General features: G+C 42.6%; 27 protein-coding genes. 1 reads left to right on the forward strand and 26 read right to left on the reverse strand.

Annotated features, from left to right (window positions below; all coding sequences use genetic code 11):
- Positions 1-48: 48 nt before the first annotated feature.
- The 20 genes from AB4375_RS20200 to AB4375_RS20295 all read right to left on the reverse strand — a co-directional run bounded on the left by AB4375_RS20200 (position 49) and on the right by AB4375_RS20295 (position 11,546).
- Complete coding sequence (locus AB4375_RS20200; RefSeq protein ID WP_372052409.1) at positions 49-393, reverse strand: glyoxalase/bleomycin resistance/dioxygenase family protein; 345 nt, start codon at positions 391-393, stop codon at positions 49-51.
- Positions 394-452: 59 nt separating this feature from the next.
- Positions 453-809, reverse strand: coding sequence for a hypothetical protein (locus AB4375_RS20205; RefSeq protein WP_017063935.1), 357 nt, complete (start codon positions 807-809; stop codon positions 453-455).
- Positions 810-898: 89 nt separating this feature from the next.
- On the reverse strand, positions 899-1,333 hold the full coding sequence (locus tag AB4375_RS20210) for a GNAT family N-acetyltransferase (RefSeq protein ID WP_017078753.1): 435 nt from the start codon (positions 1,331-1,333) through the stop codon (positions 899-901).
- A gap of 34 nt (positions 1,334-1,367) precedes the next feature.
- Entirely contained in the window at positions 1,368-1,787 is a 420-nt protein-coding gene (locus AB4375_RS20215; RefSeq protein WP_017063937.1) for a GNAT family N-acetyltransferase, read from the reverse strand.
- An 80-nt stretch (positions 1,788-1,867) separates the two neighbouring features.
- Positions 1,868-2,299, reverse strand: coding sequence for a DUF2000 domain-containing protein (locus AB4375_RS20220; protein WP_017068333.1), 432 nt, complete (start codon positions 2,297-2,299; stop codon positions 1,868-1,870).
- Between the two features lie 75 nt (positions 2,300-2,374).
- Positions 2,375-2,824, reverse strand: coding sequence for a DUF3291 domain-containing protein (locus AB4375_RS20225; RefSeq protein WP_017068332.1), 450 nt, complete (start codon positions 2,822-2,824; stop codon positions 2,375-2,377).
- Positions 2,825-2,961: 137 nt separating this feature from the next.
- The gene (locus AB4375_RS20230) at positions 2,962-3,783 is read right to left on the reverse strand and encodes an NAD(P)-dependent oxidoreductase (RefSeq protein WP_017063940.1); all 822 of its coding nucleotides are present in this window, start codon (positions 3,781-3,783) and stop codon (positions 2,962-2,964) included.
- Between the two features lie 75 nt (positions 3,784-3,858).
- The gene (locus AB4375_RS20235) at positions 3,859-4,317 is read right to left on the reverse strand and encodes a GNAT family N-acetyltransferase (RefSeq protein WP_372052412.1); all 459 of its coding nucleotides are present in this window, start codon (positions 4,315-4,317) and stop codon (positions 3,859-3,861) included.
- A gap of 6 nt (positions 4,318-4,323) precedes the next feature.
- Positions 4,324-4,836 carry a DinB family protein gene (locus tag AB4375_RS20240; RefSeq protein ID WP_017063942.1) on the reverse strand — a complete coding sequence of 171 codons (513 nt, stop codon included), beginning with the start codon at positions 4,834-4,836 and terminating at the stop codon, positions 4,324-4,326.
- Between the two features lie 205 nt (positions 4,837-5,041).
- A complete protein-coding gene (locus AB4375_RS20245) occupies positions 5,042-5,395 on the reverse strand; it encodes a tRNA-binding protein (RefSeq protein ID WP_017068329.1) in 354 nt (117 codons plus the stop codon).
- A gap of 139 nt (positions 5,396-5,534) precedes the next feature.
- Positions 5,535-6,092: a nucleotidyltransferase family protein gene (locus AB4375_RS20250; protein ID WP_017068328.1), complete on the reverse strand. Its 558-nt coding sequence runs from the start codon at positions 6,090-6,092 to the stop codon at positions 5,535-5,537.
- Between the two features lie 38 nt (positions 6,093-6,130).
- Positions 6,131-6,976 (reverse strand): MBL fold metallo-hydrolase, encoded by an 846-nt coding sequence (locus AB4375_RS20255; RefSeq protein WP_029235170.1) that lies wholly within the window; start codon positions 6,974-6,976, stop codon positions 6,131-6,133.
- Positions 6,977-6,994: 18 nt separating this feature from the next.
- Positions 6,995-7,483: a GNAT family N-acetyltransferase gene (locus AB4375_RS20260; protein WP_029406105.1), complete on the reverse strand. Its 489-nt coding sequence runs from the start codon at positions 7,481-7,483 to the stop codon at positions 6,995-6,997.
- An 80-nt stretch (positions 7,484-7,563) separates the two neighbouring features.
- Positions 7,564-8,181 carry an RraA family protein gene (locus AB4375_RS20265; protein WP_372052413.1) on the reverse strand — a complete coding sequence of 206 codons (618 nt, stop codon included), beginning with the start codon at positions 8,179-8,181 and terminating at the stop codon, positions 7,564-7,566.
- Positions 8,182-8,183: 2 nt separating this feature from the next.
- The gene (locus AB4375_RS20270; protein WP_017068325.1) at positions 8,184-8,597 is read right to left on the reverse strand and encodes a GFA family protein; all 414 of its coding nucleotides are present in this window, start codon (positions 8,595-8,597) and stop codon (positions 8,184-8,186) included.
- A 432-nt stretch (positions 8,598-9,029) separates the two neighbouring features.
- A complete protein-coding gene (locus tag AB4375_RS20275) occupies positions 9,030-9,368 on the reverse strand; it encodes a hypothetical protein (RefSeq protein WP_017068323.1) in 339 nt (112 codons plus the stop codon).
- 160 nt (positions 9,369-9,528) lie between these two features.
- Complete coding sequence (locus tag AB4375_RS20280; protein WP_372052415.1) at positions 9,529-10,137, reverse strand: sugar O-acetyltransferase; 609 nt, start codon at positions 10,135-10,137, stop codon at positions 9,529-9,531.
- A 96-nt stretch (positions 10,138-10,233) separates the two neighbouring features.
- Positions 10,234-10,608: a VOC family protein gene (locus AB4375_RS20285; protein WP_017068321.1), complete on the reverse strand. Its 375-nt coding sequence runs from the start codon at positions 10,606-10,608 to the stop codon at positions 10,234-10,236.
- A 93-nt stretch (positions 10,609-10,701) separates the two neighbouring features.
- Positions 10,702-11,385, reverse strand: a complete 684-nt coding sequence (locus tag AB4375_RS20290) for a pseudouridine synthase (protein WP_017068320.1) — start codon at positions 11,383-11,385, stop codon at positions 10,702-10,704.
- Positions 11,385-11,546 (reverse strand): hypothetical protein, encoded by a 162-nt coding sequence (locus tag AB4375_RS20295; protein WP_017059212.1) that lies wholly within the window; start codon positions 11,544-11,546, stop codon positions 11,385-11,387. The genes AB4375_RS20290 and AB4375_RS20295 overlap by 1 nt, the downstream gene beginning before the upstream one ends.
- Positions 11,547-11,754: 208 nt before the next feature.
- Between AB4375_RS20295 and AB4375_RS20300 the strand changes: the two genes are divergently transcribed.
- Complete coding sequence (locus tag AB4375_RS20300) at positions 11,755-12,156, forward strand: YkgJ family cysteine cluster protein (protein ID WP_017065706.1); 402 nt, start codon at positions 11,755-11,757, stop codon at positions 12,154-12,156.
- Between the two features lie 53 nt (positions 12,157-12,209).
- On the opposite strand, the gene AB4375_RS20305 is transcribed toward AB4375_RS20300, so the two are convergent.
- The 6 genes from AB4375_RS20305 to glpT form a co-directional block, all read right to left on the reverse strand.
- Positions 12,210-12,611: an NUDIX domain-containing protein gene (locus AB4375_RS20305; RefSeq protein WP_065675206.1), complete on the reverse strand. Its 402-nt coding sequence runs from the start codon at positions 12,609-12,611 to the stop codon at positions 12,210-12,212.
- A 233-nt stretch (positions 12,612-12,844) separates the two neighbouring features.
- Positions 12,845-13,225, reverse strand: coding sequence for an STAS/SEC14 domain-containing protein (locus AB4375_RS20310; RefSeq protein WP_102428721.1), 381 nt, complete (start codon positions 13,223-13,225; stop codon positions 12,845-12,847).
- A gap of 121 nt (positions 13,226-13,346) precedes the next feature.
- Positions 13,347-13,841, reverse strand: a complete 495-nt coding sequence (locus AB4375_RS20315) for an HAD family hydrolase (protein ID WP_136982728.1) — start codon at positions 13,839-13,841, stop codon at positions 13,347-13,349.
- A 130-nt stretch (positions 13,842-13,971) separates the two neighbouring features.
- The gene (locus AB4375_RS20320) at positions 13,972-14,436 is read right to left on the reverse strand and encodes an ASCH domain-containing protein (protein ID WP_372052417.1); all 465 of its coding nucleotides are present in this window, start codon (positions 14,434-14,436) and stop codon (positions 13,972-13,974) included.
- Between the two features lie 261 nt (positions 14,437-14,697).
- A complete protein-coding gene (glpQ, locus tag AB4375_RS20325) occupies positions 14,698-15,753 on the reverse strand; it encodes a glycerophosphodiester phosphodiesterase (protein ID WP_229647293.1) in 1,056 nt (351 codons plus the stop codon).
- 77 nt (positions 15,754-15,830) lie between these two features.
- Positions 15,831-17,204 (reverse strand): glycerol-3-phosphate transporter, encoded by a 1,374-nt coding sequence (gene glpT / locus AB4375_RS20330; protein ID WP_029235560.1) that lies wholly within the window; start codon positions 17,202-17,204, stop codon positions 15,831-15,833.
- Positions 17,205-17,649: the final 445 nt, after the last annotated feature.

A 17,649-nucleotide genomic window follows, 5' to 3' on the forward strand; every position in this document is an offset into this window, starting at 1 on the left:
CCTTTTTATACAAACCACATAGTCCCTTATTGAGAGGCGGGAGAAGTTCTAACCTCGTAAGCCAATTAGGTTACCAAATGGGTCCTCTACTTGGCACATGATTAGCCCACCTTCTATGGCCATTGGACCACGATATAACGTTGCTCCAATTGACTGAAAATAAACAAGAGATTCTTCAACGCTGTCGACTGACCAATACAGTACTGTTCCTTTTTTACCTGCATTAACTTTACTGTCGACTTGCACAACTTCAATAGAGAACCCGTTAAGATCCAAAACTGTAAAATCAGAATCTGGATGATAAATGGCAACGGCATGTGGAAATGCTTTCTGGTACCAGTTCAGCCCTTCTTCAATATTTGGGACATGGACAAGGATAGCGATTGGACTCAAATTTACCTCTTCTTCGTTGTTACCGATTATTCAGGATAAAACAAGTTAGTCTGAACCGACTAGAGCTCATCGCTAGTGTCTCGAGAACCGTAGTTTGGGAAGTTGATATTAAGAACGTTATCGTCCTCAAGCGTGAATAGAACACTTCCATTCTCTACACCGGTTTCGTTCCTATCTGAACAACCTAGAAACAACTCCCAATCAAACGAATATTGAACTCGATATTGATTCGCATTGATGTGTAGAACGTCTTTGATTTTAATGCCGTTCACCACATGTGCCATATCATCGATGTATGACAGATCAGGGATTAACTTTTCTTCGAAATCACTCTTATGCTCGGTTAAGAAATTGACCAGTTCAGAACATAACTCGGAGCCATGAACCAATGGTTTAGACAGACTAGAAAACAACATTTCTAAATACTCCAAGGATTGTTTTGATATTGGGAAGATGCACGCGAATCTGTTACAAATTCAAGCTCAGCCAGCGCGAACCTTTAAGGCTAAACGTTACTATTATCCGAGCTATTAAACGAGTACATTCGAACTTCATCTCGAGGAAACCAGCCCAATTTTTCGTAAAACTGTTGAGCATTGATGTTGTCGTTATAGACAAACAAGTGGGTCTTCGGGATACCTAACCCTGCAAGGGCGTTGACCGCCTCTGCGACAAGCTTACAACCTAACTTTTGCCCTCTGAAGTTGGCCGAGACAGCTAAATGTTGTAAATACCCACGACGTCCATCCGTACCGACCAACACAGCGCCAATGATCTCGTTGTTGCTTTCAGCCACAAAACTTAGACCGGGGTTACGATCTAAATAGCTCGCAATGCTTTCTTTCGAATCGGCATCGCGAATACTCATGCCTTCTGTCTGGCACCACAACGCGATCACTGAGTCGTAGTCTGAAATTGCCATTTCCCGAATGTTGACCAATCTACTCTCCTTGTATAAACGGGCGCTTAATACGCTACTTTTTGACGAGCGACTTGGTGAGAAACGATAGCGAGGAATCTACAGGGTAATTTTCTAACACCATCTGGCATTCATACCCTCGTTTCTCATAGAAAGGCTTAGCTTGGAAACTTAATGTATCGACCAATGACGACGTACAACCTTGAGACTTCGCATACTCTTCAATACGCTCAAGCAGCTCACTGCCGACTTGCTTTCCTCTCATCGAATCGTCAACCCAGAGGAACTTAATCAGTAACCAGCTTCCCCAAAGGTCAGCGATAATGCCACCGACTTTGTTACCTTCTTCCATCGCGTAGTACGCAACTTGAGACTTGGGGATCCCTTCCAGAAACGGTGTGTTGTGTTTGATTAACCCGCCTCGGACTTCATTAATGTCGTCATCGGAAGGTTCAATATCTAATTGGTATTCCATTGACTTCCTATCTATAGATTAACGGCTTATGTAACATGTTCGATGCACTTACTAGCAGATAGCTAAACCACTAAAGTGAGTTACTTATACAAGCTAAACTTCTTTGTAAATTCACGCAGGGTTTCAGTGTCACCAAATAAGCATACTCCGAGATACTCTAAGTCTGCTTCTTTGGTTTGCTTAGTTCTTTGCTGTTGCTCGATGGAGCCACCTTCGATCATCGTACTCGTGAAATCGGTAAATTTGATACCACGGCTAATAGCCTCTTCACGTACTTTTCGAAGCTTGTTTGAATTGTCGGCTTTCAAAACAATGAAAGGATAGTGAGACAAATTAGGGTGAGTGCCGTCATCCATATCTTGATAGTCGACGTAACAGGTTTCACCCTCGTTCAATTGATTCGACAAGCCAACACTTAAATGCCCTAGTACATTCAGCGTTCTTCCCAAATCCATCTTCTTACTTAAAACAGCAATAAATCGTTTCTGGTTTTCATCTGGCAAAGTGCTCACAGTGTCCCCCTTATTTGTTTGCGAAAATACATTAGCTATATAACGTATTACCGAGGTGTAGACATTGCAAGTGCTTCATCTAGGAGCTTCTGACTCAGTAAAATTGGTTTTGAATGTAAATGCATAAGGCGAATCACCCACTTCTCTTAGATGCTCTAACCGCTCGATGGCTTCATCAAGGCTCGGAATATGTTCATCATCAACCCACCAAAGAACATACGTATCTTCAGTTAAACGATGAAACCATTCGTTTTTTCTTCGCATGAAGTCGCGATGGTGAGTTCTAAACATGAAGTTCTTTAACGAGTCTACTGAATCCCACACCGACATATTGACGATCATATTCGGATCATCGAACGCTTTTATATTGGTCGCATCACCAGATTCGTCTTTAAGACGCCAGACAAATCCCTCACTGCTTTCGGCTATGCCATTAACAAGATCCAAATTATCGATAAAGTCTTTGATTTCTGGTGCATCTAAAGCGTACTTCGCTAGAGCAATATTTAACTGAGCTAATTTCACAATGCTTCTTCCTTGAATGATTATGATAAAAATAGAGAACGCTGCGATAAGCAATAACCATTCGCCAATCTCAGATCCTCACTGATACTTTACACCGTAACACGAAAGCTAAATTGATTGTTTTGTTATTGATTTCATTACATCCAACTTTTTATGTAGTCGCTGATAAGTTCATTGGCTTTGAAAAAAGGGCTAATTGGAAGTGTGAGGTTCAGTTGTTCAATATCTACAACCTCACAGCCATTTAAAGCCTCGAATTCAACCCAAGAACATTCATCTACTTTTCGAATCACGTTTGATTCTAATAAAAGTTGAGCAAAATGAGCTGGGCTGTAACCCTTAGTTTCTGCAATAAAATGCTGCTTTTCTGAGGTTTGCTTTTGCGCTAACAACAAATAGAATTTGGCGATGTCATAGACGTGGACGTATTGATTATACCCTTGGGATGGGACAGCTACCTTAACGGTTCGATTTGCATACGATTCGATGATTCGCTTTAATTGGCAATTGTCACCGCCATATACCAAGCTCGGGCAGTAAACGATATGCCAGTTAGTACCAATCACGGAATGAATTGTTTTTACGTCTAACTCAACGGCCTTTAAAGGTTTAAGCCTAAACTCTTTAAGGTCTTGTTGAGATGCATGACCAAACAGCCAAACTCCCGATGTGTGGATCTTTATCGCATCTTCAGACGCAAACCTATCAAGCTGTGTGAGCAAACCATGTTCAATGTCTACGATTTCAACTGGCGAAAATTCTGACCAGTGAGGGCGTGCGCAATTGATAACCACATCGAAGTAATCTTCATAATCTGTGGATAGATCTTTGATGTAATCCGAACAAGGGACAATGCCTTTGTCCCTCCTGTATCCAAAAACATCAAAACCACTGTTTACGAATGCCTTCGTAATGTGACGACCAATATAACCATTGGCACCTGCTATTAAAACTCTCATTCATTCCCTAAATTAAACACCAAGCTTCAACCGTTGACCATTTATTCTTCATAAAAACAAATATAATGTTAGCGATTAAAAATACGCAGGTATCGCGCCTTTGAATTCCGCGTTATCACTCGTACTGTACATACAGTCAGACCCTTCAATTGCGGTAAATCTTAGTCGCCTATAAAACTCTTTGTCAATATCACTATGCAGAAACAACGCCTTACTATTTTGATTTTGGAATAGCTCATCTTTTACCAAGTTAATTAATTTTGAAGCATAGCCTTTGCCCCTTAATTCTGGTGGCGTTGCAATGGAACCCAACCCACGGCTTCCTTCCAAAAGGCCAAACTCTCTCTGATAAACAATCAAAGAAGACACAATTTGTTCCTGTTCTATTAGCACATACCAAGTTCCTTTCTGATACTTACCACTGTTGTAACAAGAAGCTAGATACTCATCGACCGACAACTGGCTTCCCCATACATCAAAACCCATGAGAGAAATATCATCCAACTCATGCGTATGTGCTGTTCTTAAGTACATAACCTTTTACTTTTCTTTCAACACGTCGCTACCTCTACGTGATGGCTCAGCAAAGTGCAGATAGCGGGTAAATGTGTCCTTTGGGCGTTCTAAATCGTTTTCAGCCAACACCCTAGACGCCATACCTCTGTGGTTATTACCGTGTGTGAGTAAGTGGATAAGAATCTCTTCAACAGACATTGTTCCTATATCACCATCTACGAAGTTAAACTGAATAACCTTGTCTAATTCTTCTTTTGAGGCCGACAGCGCATACTGCACTAACCATTTGTCATTGTGAGCCATTCTCTCACGCAGCTCTGAAAACGAAGGGGTTTCAACGGTATTATCAGCAGTATATTTTTCTGGTTCACCGAGAATTCGACTTATGAATAGACTATCCACTACGGTCGTATGGTTTAAAATTCTAACGAAAAATGTGCCATCGTTTTCCGGCAATTTTGAGAATTGTCTCGCTCCAAAATCAAGTAACTGACTATTTGCCCACTTTTTGTATTCAAATGCCTTCGCAAACTGCATTTATTTATCCTTTTTTGTTTCAGTTATTCACTTATGTACCGTCATCCACTCCGTGACTGCGTGCAATTGCCACACTCGATGTTCCAATCGCTATAAAGCCAGTTTGCTCTGCAATGAGAGCGCTTGCTGAACCCAAACCACATTTTCATTGGGATCTGGAACTTCGAACAAAGACCAAAACAACTCCAACATCCAAGTGTGTACGTTACCCAGCTCGAGCACCATTAGGCATTTCGGTTTCAGGACAAGCTAAACACGGATTTAATTTGTCTTCATAACCAATATCAAACAACATACCCTGAGACATTTCACCCGCCATCTTTCTTTCAGGTAGATTCACGACAAACAAGGCTTGCTTACCTTCGATTTCTTTGGGGTTTTCACGCTCTTGTTTGATGCCAGCCAAGATTGAGCGCTGATGATCGCCAAAGTCGACGGTGAGTTTCATCAGCTTATCTGATTTTGCGACTTCAGAAACCTCGGTGATTAAACCCACACGAATGTCGATTTTCGCGAAATCATCAAACGTAATTTCATCTTTAATTGGAGCGTATTTCATAAACCAGACCTCGTTGTTTCCAAATCACATAACGTACAACTAAGTCACTAACAATGCTGAGACTAGATTCAAATTTACCACTGACGCCAAACTGAATTAAATACCCAATGTTAAGAGCGATCCCACAAAGCTTTATAGATCAATTCCAAGGAAGCACTTTTACTTGCTGCCATCGAGCCTTATAGCCAGTGGTCATTTTGTTGTAATTTTCTTCTGTCATTGCTCGCTTATTCGGTTTAATCAGCATATCAAACGCATCCTCTACACCGTATGGTGAAAACAACTTGATGCCGCCTGAATCATTCAAAGTAAACCCGATAGCAAATGCAGAGAGCCAAGACTCGATACCTTGTTCAACACGATCGTATGGTTGAATGAAGCAACCGAACTTCTTAGCGTAATGCTCATGAATGGTCGCTTGGTTCTTTACGTCCACGTCGACACAATGACTTAACCGCGAACGAATGCGGTTTTTGAACTCATCTTCGGTGATAGCTGAGGTACTATTGAAATAGACAACATCGAAGTCTTTGACTTGGTCTAGAAGCGGTTTGTTTTCGATATCATTCCAGATGATTTGAGTGATAGCGCCGCCTGCAATATAGAAGTTTGGCAAGCCCACCTCACGACATACTTTGGCTGTATCGATTAGCTCAGGAACTTGTTGAATGAGGTTCTTTAGTTTTTGTTTATTCATCGTGACCTAACTAACATCCATCTAAGGTTTGACCAACGCTACACATGAATACGCCGACCTGTCGGCATTGCTTCCAGACGCTTGCCTAATACTTCTTTCAACAACTCATAAGCTTTCTTGCCTGTGCAGTGCCCTGTATACAGTTTATCAATGGGGTATTGAGACAACGTCAATCCAAGATCTCTAATGTCTTGCTTTGTGCCACCAATACTATTGAACAATGGTAAGCCCACTAGATGGAAGCCCCCGACAACCGCTTTTATTCTCTCTCCTGGGAACAGAGTAACCGCTGTATCAACCATATTAAGAACGCCACTATGCGCACATCCCGTGAATATAACTAAACCATCTGGCTCTTTAATCACTAACAGTAATTCATGATCAAATGAGTCGCGCTCCCGTCGATTTTCCGACTGTGTATAAAGGTATTTATTACCCTTAGGTTGTTCGTGTTTCACGCTAATATCTGTGATAGCAAAGACATTTGGGGCGATCTCAGTAGTACGATTAACGAAGACTAACCGCTCGTTGCTGTTTTCTAGTAAGTCCGGATTGATCCCGACATCACTTTTGAAACCGAAAGCCCGGAAATGATAGCTTTTCTGTTCGCAATTTTTCAGAAACACTTTGGCTTTAGAGTTATGAGCAACAAAATCAGCGGTGCCATTACAATGATCATGATGCCTGTGTGATATGACAGCGAGGTCTACATCTTTAATATCAATACCCAGTAATGGTGCGTTTTGACAAAACGTATCGCCACTTCCCATATCGAACAAGATCTTTAGCGATTCAGTTTCAATATGCAGTGATAGTCCGCGCTCAACGGCTAAATCTTTCCTGTTATCCAGTCGAGAGTTATCAACCAGCGTCGTTATTTTCATAGTTCCCTTTTGATTCATTTACGAATCGCACATTGCCCAACGGAAATAAGGTCTTTGACCATCCATTCGCTCAACCTCTGCACCCAACCTTTTGTAGAAATCATGCGCTTTCTTATTATGTGGACTTGCCGTCCATGAGATGTGAGAGGCATATGATGACTCCGCTTGTGACTTTAAAGCCAACATAAGTTCACGGCCATACCCTTGTGATCTTTGATTTCCTGTAACCAATAGGTCGTCAAGCCAGATTGATGGCTCTCCACTGAAGGATGAATATCGATAGTGATACAGTGCGAAGCCAAAAGGCTCACAATTCCGTTCTAATATTAATGCATGGGCAAATGCGTAATCACCAAATAATGTGCGTTCGATTTTCTCTATAGTTGTCGAGATTTCACCACTAAACCCTTTCATACTCCGGTCAAAGTCAGCTTTTTGTTCAATAAACTCTAACAAGACACTTGAGTCTTCTTTCGTCGCAGTCCGTACGATCACTCTCTTCTCCATGGATGAATTTATTCGTTGTCGCCTAACGCCTGTTAATTGATGACAAATGCCACGCATTACAAATCAACTTGCTGCACCAATTAAGTTTTTTGTTTCGCAGACGTTATTGCTTGGGCTATTTTAGCCCTATGACTCGTTTCCCACTCAGCGAGTGTTAATGAAGCTTCGTCACTTGCTTTCTTTGAAGCCATTAGAAACACTTCATCTTTTCTTGATTTAGGAATAACGACAATACCCTCTACATCGGCAACAATGATATCTCCCGTAGAGACCTTTGCTCCGCCGCAAGTGATTGGAGCGCCCAATTCAGAATAGACCTCTTTCTTTCCCGGAACTGGATGAACACCTTTCGCAAAAACTGGAAACTTCATATCTGAAATTTCAGTCAAATCTCGAATGACACCATCAATAATAAAGCCTTTGATACCTCGACTCTTCGCGACTGCGCATACATTACCGCCGGCTACAGCATATTCGCTATCAACGCCATCTACTACAATGATCGAACCTTCTGGTGCTTCGTATATGGCTGAATGAAGCATTAAATTATCACCAGACGTTAACTGGACAGTAAACGCTTCTCCACAAATTCGCGGCATTCCCTGCCAAAGAGGACCAATACTAAAGTCAATAAAGTGATCGTTACTTAGTATATTTCCGTACTCAGTTGTCGCTAATTTAGAAAAATCTGTCTTCATATTTACTCTCCACTTTCAAAGTGGGCAAATACCTCTGCACCAGTCATATTATGTGTTTCATTTTTAAATTCGTAGTATTCGGGCTTTTCATCGATGAATATCTGATGAGTTAACTTGTAGTCATCCCCAGACATCAATAAACCGACAGGAAGGTGATACTGATTATTTGGCACTAAAAAGTAAAACAAGTGAGTACCACATTTACCGCAGAACCCTCTCTCAGCCCAATCGGATGACTTATATCTCACTACATTTGATTCACCTGATATTTTGACGGAATCAGAGCAATCAATGACTAACATCGGACCGCCAGACCAATTTCTACACATACTACAATGACAAGCCCCCAATTCATTACTGGCGTACTCTACTTCCAACTCAACCGAGCCACATAGGCACTTTCCTTTACCTTTCATGAATCCTCCAATCTTTGCAATGTGTGTAAAATGAATAGCAGATAACACTTTTTATACCGATGACTTAATAAGAAAGGCTATTTTTTGTTTCCCTTCTCCGACAGATACGCGGCATATTTTGTAGAGATCCATTTATGAATATGAAGCCCTGTTTTACGAACAAGATACCAATCTATAGCAGCTAGAATCACCAAACCGATTAGAGTTCCCATTACAAAACCTCCATGCTCATTGAAATGTCACTCTACCAAATAGTTAAGAAAGGCACCGTGAACCTAAACAAACTATTAAGACTAGATATGGTAGTTGCTTTAACTCTGGAAGAAATACGAGGCATAACGCTTAGCTACGCTGTGAGTGGGTGTGTCATGTCTGAGCGAAGCGAGTTCGGCACGCGTTTACGATTCAGATTTAGGCACCTTGTTATATGTTTTACTTACTAATATGCCAAGCCATTACACCACTAGCAATAAGTAAAAATATACCAATCAATCCGACATTAACTGCAAAACTTACTTTATTCGTTTCGTCTTGAAAGTCATTGGTTCGGGACACAAGTTCACGATGAATCATTAACGATAAAAAGTCTTGATTAGCTGGATTGTTACCATCAAATGTAATGCCAGCCAATACAACAAGTAAAACCCCGGCATATGCAATGTAGTCAACCAAGTCTATTGTGGATAGGTAATCAAAAAAATTGCGAGAAATTAGCAGAGCTACCGAGATCACAACAAGATAAGATAAAATCCCTTTGAGAAAACCCTTCATTGAAACTCCCTGTACATATAACAGCTATCAGACAGAAAAATTCCGCACTTAAATCCAGAATATTTCTGTGTAGTTTCTAAGATAGGCAAGTAATATGCAACTAAGCCATTGCATAACAATGGCTTATGTCACAGCTAATTTCAGGCGTGTGAAAAATCGCTTACTTTAGCTCATCAGGAATGCGGCGATCTTTGTGGTAATACTCTCGGTCACGTTCGTTGATTTCGCGTATCACACGGCATGGGTTGCCGACTGCAACTACATTGGCTGGGATGTCTTTGGTGACGATGCTCCCTGCACCTATTACAGAGTTTTCACCAATGGTGACACCGGGAAGTACGACGGTGTGCGCGCCAAGCCATACGTTGTTGCCAATACGAACGGGAACATTGAACTGCGCTGCTTTTAGCCTGAGTTCTGGGCTGATGGGATGTGTGCCAGTGGCAATGGTCACGTTCGGCGCAATCATCACGTTGTCGCCGATGAATACGTCTGTGTCGTCAACCAGAGTTAGATTGAAGTTCACATATACGTTATTGCCTAGGTGCGTGTGACGACCCCAGTTGGCGCGCAATGGTGGCTCGATGTAACAACCCTCGCCGACTTCTGCGAACAGTTGCTTCATGATTTGTTGTCGTTTATTACCTTCGCTCGGGCGAGTGTGGTTGAAATCGTATAGCACTTCTAAGCATTGAGTTTGCTCAACAACCAAATCAACGTCGTCACAGTAGTAAACGTCTTGGCTGTGCATTTTAGCCTTTATATCCATGTTTGAACCTATTTGATCATTGCCTTATGTCGGCATAAATAAAGAAACAGATGGATAATTTGAAGTTTTCACTAGCCTTAATGCAAGTTGGATGAATTAACGCGGCCTGATGTTTTCAGCCACACGCCACAGCACACCACTTGGGTCAGTGATACAAAACTCAAGCATTCCCCAAGGCTGTTCAACAACCTCGGAAACGTTGACTTCAAATTCCGACACTACATTAGAGTTTTGAATGTGTTGATACCAACTTTTTACGTCTTCAACCAGCAAGTGCATCATGTAATTGTGACAGTGCGCAGATTCATAAAAATTTTGCAGAAGGAACGCACAACTGCCGTGTCGTAGATAGGCGATATCGTGAAATTCAGACATCACTTCGAAGCCGATTGACTGGTAAAAACGCTTAGATAAATCGAAGTCTTTCGCGGGCACGAAAGACTTAATTTCTGAGACTTTGAGGTTTTCCATCCTACATCCTTATAGTATTGATATTCCGGTGCTGACACGCTTAACGCTTTAAGTGGTTACGGCGTTTATTCAGAGCTCTTATTCAGAGTCTTGCTAAAATGAGTCAACTTCGGCTTTAGTTAGATAACGCCACTGGCCTGCTTCAACATCTAAACGAACATCACCAATCTGTTCACGGTGTAGGCCAACAACTCGATTCCCGACCGCAGCAAACATTCGTTTTACTTGATGAAACTTGCCTTCTGTAATGGTCAACAGCACTTCTTTACTGGTAATCACCTCGAGCTCTGCCGGACGCGTCGGTTTTTGTTCGCCCTGCAATTGAATGCCCGCTTTGAACTTATCAGCGACATCGTCTTTGATACCTCGTGACAATGTCACGCGATAGACCTTCTTACATGACTTGGTTGGCATCGTGATGTTGAATGACCATCGCCCATCATCGGTAAGCAAGACTAAGCCTGTGGTGTCGGCATCTAAGCGCCCTGCGATGTGCAGTTCTGATGCTTTGTCTATCTCGATGTAGTTAAACAATGAAGGATAAACTTCATCGATATTAGAGCAGATGGTACCCGCAGGCTTGTGCATCAGGAGGTAACGAAATTCACGCAACTTAAGCGGCGTGCCATTTAACAAGATGGTGTTGCTTTCATGAACCTGGGCTGACTCATCAGTAACTGTTTCACTGTTTACGTTCACCTCGCCATTATGGATGCGTTCAATCGCTTCAGGCTTGGTTAGGTCAGTGCTTTTACATAGGTATTTATCAAGGCGCATTAATCGTCGGCACCACATTTAGCACAAGGCTTGTAAGTTCGTTCACCTTGCTCGATAACCACATAGTCACCAACGCACTTGTCACATAAAGCGAGCTTTGGGTAAGCCTCTTTTTGTTTCTTTGCGTTAATGTTGCCTTCGGTGGTGTATACGGTTCTCATCTTGATGCCTTTGTTTGAATAACGTGAGAGGCGCAAATTGTATCACTGTTTACAGCTTTGATTGGAGTGGTGGTGCATAGATAAATTGATTTTAAGCACCGCTATTCCAAGTTCCCGCCCGTAACGGCTTAACCATGAACAACAAAATCAACGTGCCACGCCTATCAGTGGTAAAATGATAAAAGCTCACCAACTTATGAAGTCGATAATGAAAGATTGTAATCAATGCGGAAAATGCTGTATCAAATACGGAGATGGCGACCTTGCCGCGACTCAAGAAGAGATCGATTTGTGGGAGTTGTTCAACCCAGACATCTTTGAATATGTTCGAGGAAGCGAGATCTGGTTCGACCCTGAATCTGGCGAACGTTTAACTCGCTGCCCTTTTCTGGAGCTGGTTCCGACGAAAGACACCAAGGCTCAAGCCAAGTACACATGTAGCATTTACTTAGACCGACCAGAAGATTGCCGACACTACCCAAGCCTAATTAATGAGATGGTACGAGATGAGTGTGAAATGATTGAGGTGGTGGATTTACAAGACACAAAGAAAGCTCAAAGGAAACTCGACCTGTTGATGAAAGACAGCCGCCCTTCAAGCTATTCGTAAGCGATGATCTTTTGAAGATCAATCTTCAGCATTAGCTAATAGCCGCTAAAACCTTAAGCCAAGTACTGGTTCGCTTCTAACCAATCAAGCGCAACCAGTGCCGCCAATGAGCATACCGCTCTATCGTTGCCATCAACAAACTTAAGCTCTTCGATTTCAGCATCTGGAGACAGTTCTCCAGTATAATCGGCAAGATAACAAGTCAATTTCACCGATACGCCTTCCGCTTTGCCATCAGCTTGGCCTGTAAACGTCTCGACGTATTTGATGGAATCAGGCACTAAATCGACTGAGATCTCTTCTTTGATTTCGCGAACCAGTGCTTGCTCATCGCTTTCGCCAGCTTCACGCTTACCACCCGGTAGATAGAACAGTTCTTTGCCTTTTGATCTCACCATCAACAACTTGCCGTCTTTGATGAATATCCAAGCCAGCTTATCAATTACCTTATGCATGTCGTTAGACCTTATTTCTGTTTTAGTTCTCGTTATTACTGAATCTGGCCGCGCTATTCTATTAGTCACGACCAAACAAAGCCTGGGTATGTTACACGCTGGAAGGAATATACTCTATTGAATCGAATAGGAAATATCATCGCCAAAACGAAAAATGACAGCGTTCGAGACAATGCTCGTCAACTGTCATCGGCGTTGTTTACGGATTGCTTTCTAGTTGTTCGTAGATAGAATCAATCGACTAGCCACTTAAGCGCAGAGTCATGGTCTTCGAATGACTTAATCTCACCGGACACAAACCAACTGCCGACTTTTGATGCCATTTCTTGCCAGCTTTTATCACCATAAATCGCGATTTTGTCTATCTTCGAATTGAGCTCTAATCCCAATTTGAAATCATCCCAAGCTGCACGTAACTCCCATCCTGTTAAGGTTGAGATATCGACCAGCATCTTGAGTTTAGATGAATCGAGTTCTTCTAGCGTGGTATTTAGAATTGGCATCATTGCCTGATAGTCATCGTGTGTGAGTTTGCCTTTCGCTTTGAACACAACGATGGTTTCACCGCTAACACGTTCAATTCCAACCGATATTCCGTGACGTTCGACACTCATAACCTAGCCCTCATAGTGGAAACTAGAGTTAGCTTAGAGGATTAAACAGCAAAGAGATGAGAGGTTTACGTCAAAACGGACAAGCGCTTTATCTGAACTTAATATCAGAGAGTTAATCGCGCTACTCCAACAGTTCGCTTAGGGATTGAACTTGTACGATACCTGGATGCTGTGACTTAAGCTCAGCACCTTCCGTGTTCAACCACACCGCTTGCAAACCCGCTTCAAGTGCTGGGTAAATGTCTTTCTCTAGAGTGTCGCCTACCATGGTGATCTCTTGTGGTGAAACACCGAGCTTAGAAATAATGGCAGGATAGAACCCCGACTCGAACTTAGAAAAGCCAATGCTCGCCTTACAAAAGTAACCCAAGATATATTGAGACAGGCCAACACGCTCAAAGGCTCGAATGATGTCGTCTTTACTGGAATCACCAGCATTGGTAGCAACATAAACTAGATGAGTTTTCGACAACTCCCCCAGTAATGCACGAGCACCACTCACTTCTTGTACGGTTTCCCAGTCACACATCTTCCCTTGTGCGTCTGGGAAATCGACCATCAGCGTATTGCCCCAGTCGAATAAGACTATTTCTGTTAATTCGATTAGCTTTGTCATCTTGCCTCCTGCATACGATGAATTATCTAATGTTTAAGCGAGCCTATAAAAACTTCTCGGACGGTTAGGCTCATTATGGACAACCTTGTTACTGTTTATGGAGCACGATCTTCTAAACACAAAATACCCTTTATTGATAAACCACTTTGAAACGCTCCAACATAAGTAACATGTCTTCACTTGGTGAGATCTTGAGCTCTTCACATTCACGAGAGAAGAAATTCCAGTGAGCTTCTCTCCACCATTCGAGTGTTTTGTCACCCTCGCCTTCGGCAGCAGCAAACTCCGCCGTCACTTCGTTATATTTGCACTGTGAGACTGAAGTGATCTCTACAATGCAAACTGGCTTGCCATCCCAGTCAGTGACGACTTGCAAGTGACCAACTACTGGTCTCGTCTCGCCTTCATGGCTGTACCAATATTCAAGGCTGCAAGACGCTTGTTTTTCACCCTTGAGAATTAACTGGGCGCAGAGGTTGGCGTTGTATTCATCAGCACAGTAATAGTCGGCACTAAAAGAGGTGTATTGCGAAGCAACGTCTGCTGGTAATGTGTTGAGGTAGCTATCAAGATAAGCTTTGCTTCTTTCTTCCATGATCTTTCCAAATTCAATATCAGGTTGAGCCGATAAACACTTATAGATTAAGCATCTGGCTGCATTGGGAGTAACCTATCAAGGCAGGTTATAGCTGTAAACCGAGTGAATATCAAAATGTGGGCTGAGAAAGAAGAATATAGGTAGGATTTCGAGGCCAGTACAAGGAGATCCAAAAAGTGAAAGAAGAGCCAAAAGCACCTTTAGTCGGTGCTTTGGCTCTTAGTATCTCGTTACTAATAGCTCGTAACTGACGGGGTATTAACGGTTCAAGAAGTCGACCGCTTTGTCTGGGAAGTCGGTAAACACACCATCAACTTTGACTTGGTTGTAGAAGACATCCAACATGCCATCAAAGTTGTCAGCATAAGCTGGGATTCTTCCTGGGTCAGCACGGAACGTGTACGGGTGAACATCTAAGCCCGCGTCTTTTGCTGACTTCATTAACGGTTTAATAATGATGTTATCTTTGGTCGATGCATCGTCCACCAACATTGGCTTCCAAGGGCCTATTCCTTCCGCATAAGACGCCACTTTTTCCATGCCACCAGCTTCAAACATCCAGTCGTAACTGTACGGCGTTGCTTTGTCACCTTGGTAGGTCATGGTTTCATTCCAATCTGTATAGGCCATCAACTGAACGAGCTTAAGATCCATTTCCATCACTGGCATGAGCTCATCGTTAATGCGTTGAAGTTCATTGGCGTCAAAACACTGCAAATACACTTTGTCGTCTTTTGATAGGTAACCATATTGATGCAAGGTTGCAAGTACCGCTTTGGAGATGTCTTTGCCTTCGTGACGATGGAACCAAGGTGCTTTAATTTCAGGATAGATGCCGACGTCATAACCTAAGGTCTTATTTAGGCCTTGGATCAGCTCGATCTCTTCTGCAAAGGTAGCGACACGAAAATCAGACTGCCACATTGGGAAGCGCGTTGGGTACCCTGCCACTCTTTTACCTTGGTCATCGAGGTTGAAGCCTTCGGTCACTTTCAGGGATTTGATCTCAGCGAGCGTAAAATCAATCGCGTAGTAACGGCCATCTGAACGAGCACGTGTTGGAAAGCGATCCGCGACATCGGTGACTCGGTCTAGATAATGATCATGCAAAACCACCAATTGGTCGTCTTTGGTCATCACGACATCTTGTTCGATGTAGTCGGGTTTCATTGCATAAGCGAGCGCTTTAGCGGGTAATGTGTGTTCAGGTAAATAACCAGAAGCACCGCGATGCGCAATCACTAAAGGATCTGCTAATGCATTTGCAGACAAGCTTAGTGCTAATAAGGTCAGAGACAGTGACGTTGTTTTCATTATTGTTTCCCTTGATAAAACAGAAGCAGGATATACCTGCCTCTGTTGTTATTTATAGATGTGATTCAGTAAATACACTACTGAGCTAACGCTTCTTTCTCTCGTTCGAGATCTTTTTGTTTATGGTGCGCACGCTCACCTAAGAAGGCGTAAAGCAGACAGATGATTGAAGCCACACAAGCGCCGACCAAAATAATGAAGCCGCCATCCCAGCCGTAATGGTCAACCATAAAGCCGAGTATTGCGTTCGCAGCAACCGCGCCACCTAAGTAACCAAACAAACCCGTTAGACCAGCCGCTGTACCCGCTGCTTTCTTAGGCGCAAGTTCCAGTGCATACAAACCGATCAGCATTACAGGACCATAGATAAGGAAACCAATCGCAACCAGTGCCAGCATATCAACCGTTGGGTTACCTGCTGGATTCAGCCAATATACCAACACAGCGACTGTCACTAGAACCATGAACAAGATACCTGCAGGTGCACGTCGGCCTTTGAATAACTTATCTGAAATCCAACCACACAATAAGGTGCCAGGGATACCTGCCCACTCATACAAGAAGTAAGCCCAAGATGATTTATCTACAGAGAAGTCTTTTGCTTCTTTTAAGTAAACTGGAGCCCAATCGAGTACGCCATAGCGGATAAGGTAAACAAACGCATTGGCAATAGCGATTGACCACAACAGCTTGTTAGAGAAAACGTACTTAAAGAAGATCTCTTTCGCCGTCATTTCTTTCTCATGAGACGTATCGTAGTCGTCTGGGTAATCGTCTTTGTGTTCTTCAATCGGTGGTAAGCCGCAAGATTGAGGTGTATCTCTTACAGTAAACCAAACAAAGACAGCAACGAGAGTGGCAAAAAATGCAGGAACATAAAAAGCGGTTCGCCAATCGTCGTTAAAAGCCCACAGCCCCAACAAGAACATTGGGCCAATCAAACCGCCACCCACGTTGTGAGCAACGTTCCATACTGACACTATCTCACCACGTTCTTTTCGTGACCACCAGTGGACCATGGTTCGTCCACAAGCTGGCCAACCCATACCTTGGAACCAACCATTCAAGAACAGCAGGATAAACATCGCAGTGATGCTGCCTGTTGCCCAAGGCATAAAGCCAAAGCAGAACATCACCAGTGCCGACATTAACAAGCCACCGCTGAGGAAGTAACGAGGGTTAGAACGGTCAGAAACACTGCCCATTAAGAACTTAGATAAGCCGTAAGCGATAGATACCGCCGCTAATGCAACCCCTAGTTCTCCACGGCTAAAACCTTGTTCAATGAGATAAGGCATCGCCAAACTAAAGTTTTTACGGACTAAGTAGTACCCCGCATAGCCAACGAAGATGCCAAGAAACAGCTGCCATCGTAGTCGTGTGTAGGTGCTATCGATCTTATCTGATGACAAGCGATCGATATGCGCCATAGGTTTGAATATTCCAAACATAGGAACCTCATAATTATTGGTCGAAGGAAGAATTTAAATGCTCGAACGAAAAAATTTAGCGCTCATTCGAAATCAAGGGAATTGTATGTGCTTCAGGATTAATTTCTGTGATAGAGGTAGTTATTAACAAAAAATAACTTTAAATACAGAATATTAGTTTCATTTAATTAGACTGCGCTTCATATTTTTGTTTGTATTCGTTTAATTAAACATCAGAACTTTCGAGTACGAATAAATCCAAAAAGAGCGAGCGAACATAAATCAACCAACAACAACTTTGTTATTACTGCGAATGCATAGTGAATAACAACAATTTTGGTTGAATCTGTGGAGTTATGAAGGTGGTTTGGGCTATTGGTTAAAGAAGTTCGCTAAAATCAATGCAAACAAAAAGGGTCTAGATTTCTCTAGACCCTTTTAGGTAATAACGCTTGGTGTCTTGATG

It is taken from the genome of Vibrio sp. 10N.261.51.C6 (genome assembly GCF_041471785.1).
Classification (GTDB): Bacteria; Pseudomonadota; Gammaproteobacteria; order Enterobacterales; family Vibrionaceae; genus Vibrio; species Vibrio crassostreae_C.

Excerpts from the sequence above, each read along its gene's own strand:
- AB4375_RS20205 (WP_017063935.1), bottom strand. The coding sequence starts at position 809 with ATGTTGTTTTCTAGTCTGTCTAAACCATTGGTTCATGGCTCCGAGTTA.
- AB4375_RS20215 (WP_017063937.1), bottom strand. The coding sequence starts at position 1,787 with ATGGAATACCAATTAGATATTGAACCTTCCGATGACGACATTAATGAA.
- AB4375_RS20230 (WP_017063940.1), bottom strand. The coding sequence starts at position 3,783 with ATGAGAGTTTTAATAGCAGGTGCCAATGGTTATATTGGTCGTCACATT.
- AB4375_RS20235 (WP_372052412.1), bottom strand. The coding sequence starts at position 4,317 with ATGTACTTAAGAACAGCACATACGCATGAGTTGGATGATATTTCTCTC.
- AB4375_RS20240 (WP_017063942.1), bottom strand. The coding sequence starts at position 4,836 with ATGCAGTTTGCGAAGGCATTTGAATACAAAAAGTGGGCAAATAGTCAG.
- AB4375_RS20245 (WP_017068329.1), bottom strand. The coding sequence starts at position 5,395 with ATGAAATACGCTCCAATTAAAGATGAAATTACGTTTGATGATTTCGCG.
- AB4375_RS20250 (WP_017068328.1), bottom strand. The coding sequence starts at position 6,092 with ATGAATAAACAAAAACTAAAGAACCTCATTCAACAAGTTCCTGAGCTA.
- AB4375_RS20255 (WP_029235170.1), bottom strand. The coding sequence starts at position 6,976 with ATGAAAATAACGACGCTGGTTGATAACTCTCGACTGGATAACAGGAAA.
- AB4375_RS20260 (WP_029406105.1), bottom strand. The coding sequence starts at position 7,483 with ATGGAGAAGAGAGTGATCGTACGGACTGCGACGAAAGAAGACTCAAGT.
- AB4375_RS20265 (WP_372052413.1), bottom strand. The coding sequence starts at position 8,181 with ATGAAGACAGATTTTTCTAAATTAGCGACAACTGAGTACGGAAATATA.
- AB4375_RS20270 (WP_017068325.1), bottom strand. The coding sequence starts at position 8,597 with ATGAAAGGTAAAGGAAAGTGCCTATGTGGCTCGGTTGAGTTGGAAGTA.
- AB4375_RS20275 (WP_017068323.1), bottom strand. The coding sequence starts at position 9,368 with ATGAAGGGTTTTCTCAAAGGGATTTTATCTTATCTTGTTGTGATCTCG.
- AB4375_RS20280 (WP_372052415.1), bottom strand. The coding sequence starts at position 10,137 with ATGGATATAAAGGCTAAAATGCACAGCCAAGACGTTTACTACTGTGAC.
- AB4375_RS20285 (WP_017068321.1), bottom strand. The coding sequence starts at position 10,608 with ATGGAAAACCTCAAAGTCTCAGAAATTAAGTCTTTCGTGCCCGCGAAA.
- AB4375_RS20290 (WP_017068320.1), bottom strand. The coding sequence starts at position 11,385 with ATGCGCCTTGATAAATACCTATGTAAAAGCACTGACCTAACCAAGCCT.
- AB4375_RS20295 (WP_017059212.1), bottom strand. The coding sequence starts at position 11,546 with ATGAGAACCGTATACACCACCGAAGGCAACATTAACGCAAAGAAACAA.
- AB4375_RS20300 (WP_017065706.1), top strand. The coding sequence starts at position 11,755 with ATGAAAGATTGTAATCAATGCGGAAAATGCTGTATCAAATACGGAGAT.
- AB4375_RS20305 (WP_065675206.1), bottom strand. The coding sequence starts at position 12,611 with ATGCATAAGGTAATTGATAAGCTGGCTTGGATATTCATCAAAGACGGC.
- AB4375_RS20310 (WP_102428721.1), bottom strand. The coding sequence starts at position 13,225 with ATGAGTGTCGAACGTCACGGAATATCGGTTGGAATTGAACGTGTTAGC.
- AB4375_RS20315 (WP_136982728.1), bottom strand. The coding sequence starts at position 13,841 with ATGACAAAGCTAATCGAATTAACAGAAATAGTCTTATTCGACTGGGGC.
- AB4375_RS20320 (WP_372052417.1), bottom strand. The coding sequence starts at position 14,436 with ATGGAAGAAAGAAGCAAAGCTTATCTTGATAGCTACCTCAACACATTA.
- glpQ (WP_229647293.1), bottom strand. The coding sequence starts at position 15,753 with ATGAAAACAACGTCACTGTCTCTGACCTTATTAGCACTAAGCTTGTCT.
- glpT (WP_029235560.1), bottom strand. The coding sequence starts at position 17,204 with ATGTTTGGAATATTCAAACCTATGGCGCATATCGATCGCTTGTCATCA.